The following is a 1,772-nucleotide window of genomic DNA, read 5'->3' on the forward strand; positions in this document are numbered from 1 at the left end:
GCCGTATATGGCTTTCCGTCCAATTATCAAGCACCCACGCCTGATGGAAAGTAGCCTGTTTACGCCGATGGAGGATGCATGAGTCAGCTTGATGACACCATCCTTGATGCGCTGACGCACGTTACTTTCCCAAAGGGTTTTGCACAGGCAGAGCCCGCATGGGTTGTCACGGTAGACGGTGTTGATTACCCACTCTGGCAAACAGATGCCCTGGTAGTCGGCAGTGGTGCAGCCGGGCTGCGTGCAGCTGTGGAACTTAAACGCCGCCAGCAAAATGTGCTGATCGCCACCGCCGGGTTATATATGGGGACGTCGGCATGTTCTGGTTCCGATAAACAGACACTGTTTACCGCCGCTACCGCGGGCAACGGCGACAACTTCACCAAACTGGCAGAGGCACTGGCGAGCGGTGGGGCGATGGATCACGACACCGCTTATGTCGAAGCGGTAGGTTCTCTGCACACTCTTGGCGGGTTGCAATATCTTGGTCTGGAATTACCGGAAGATCGCTATGGCGCGATTCTTCGTTATCAAACCGACCATGACGAAGCCGGGCGTGCAACCTCGTGTGGGCCGCGTACCTCAAGGTTAATGGTGAAAGTGCTGTTGGAAGAAGTACAGCGCCTCGCCATTCCAGTGTTGACCAGTGCAACAGTGATTAAACTGCTGCATCAGCGTGACGAAAACGGCGAAGACCGTGTTGCGGGGGCAATCCTCGCGACCGGTCATCGCGCCCATAACCCTTGGGGGCTGGCAATTGTGACTGCGCCCAATGTGGTACTGGCAACAGGAGGGCCTGGCGAGCTTTATCGCGACAGTGTGTACCCACACAAATGTTTTGGCTCGCTGGGGCTGGCGCTGGAGGAAGGCCTGACGCTAACCAATCTGACCGAAAGCCAGTTTGGTATAGGCACGCCGCGTAGCACGTTTCCGTGGAATTTATCCGGCACCTATGTACAGGTGATCCCGTATATCTATTCCGTGGATGCTGAGGGTAACGAGTATAACTTCCTCGCGGATTACTATCGCACCACCCAGGAGCTGGCTTCAAACATTTTCCGTAAAGGCTATCAGTGGCCGTTCCACGCCACTCGGGTGATGGATTTTGGCTCCAGCTTGTTAGATATGGCAGTAGCGCAAGAGCAGCAATCAGGGCGTCAGGTATTTATGGATTTCAATCGCAATCCTGAAGCGGTGCCGGGTGACCTGCCGTTCTCATTAGATCGACTGGACGACGACGTTCGCGCGTATCTGGAAAATAACGACGCTCTGGCACCATCGCCCATCGAACGGCTGCAACGAATGAATCCGCTGTCTATCTCGCTGTATAAGATGCACGGTTACGATCTCACCACACAGCCTTTGCAGTTTGCCATGAATAATCAGCATATGAATGGCGGCATTGAAGTGGATATCTGGGGACAAACCTCCCTGCCCGGCTGTTTCGCCGTGGGGGAAGTTGCTGGCACACACGGCGTCACTCGCCCTGGTGGTGCAGCATTGAATGCCGGGCAGGTTTTTGCTGTTCGTCTGGCACGTTTTATTGGTTGCACGCAAAAGCGGAATATTGATGGAGATATAGCACAGCTGGTAGCTCCTACACTGGCTTCTATAAGAGAGATCATTACTCAGGCGCACGATAACGGGACCGGGATGCCGTTGTCGGTTGTGAGAGAAAAAATTCAGGCACGAATGTCTGACCATGCGGGATTTATTTGCCATGCCGATAAAGTCCGACGCGCCACTCGCGATGCCCTGCTATTGAGCGAATT

The 1,772-nt window shown here is 54.2% G+C and carries 1 protein-coding gene and 1 pseudogene; both read left to right on the plus strand.

What is annotated here, in order from left to right; translation table 11 throughout:
- Positions 1-82 (plus strand): annotated as a pseudogene (locus tag RTW80_RS24705) (propionate CoA-transferase); the annotation flags it as partial.
- The coding region (locus tag RTW80_RS24710; protein WP_312720709.1) for an FAD-binding protein at positions 79-1,772 on the plus strand (1,694 nt) is incomplete at its 3' end. The pseudogene RTW80_RS24705 and the gene RTW80_RS24710, both read left to right, overlap by 4 nt.

Source organism: Escherichia sp. AM3, from assembly GCF_032029835.1.
Taxonomy (GTDB): Bacteria; Pseudomonadota; Gammaproteobacteria; order Enterobacterales; family Enterobacteriaceae; genus Escherichia; species Escherichia coli.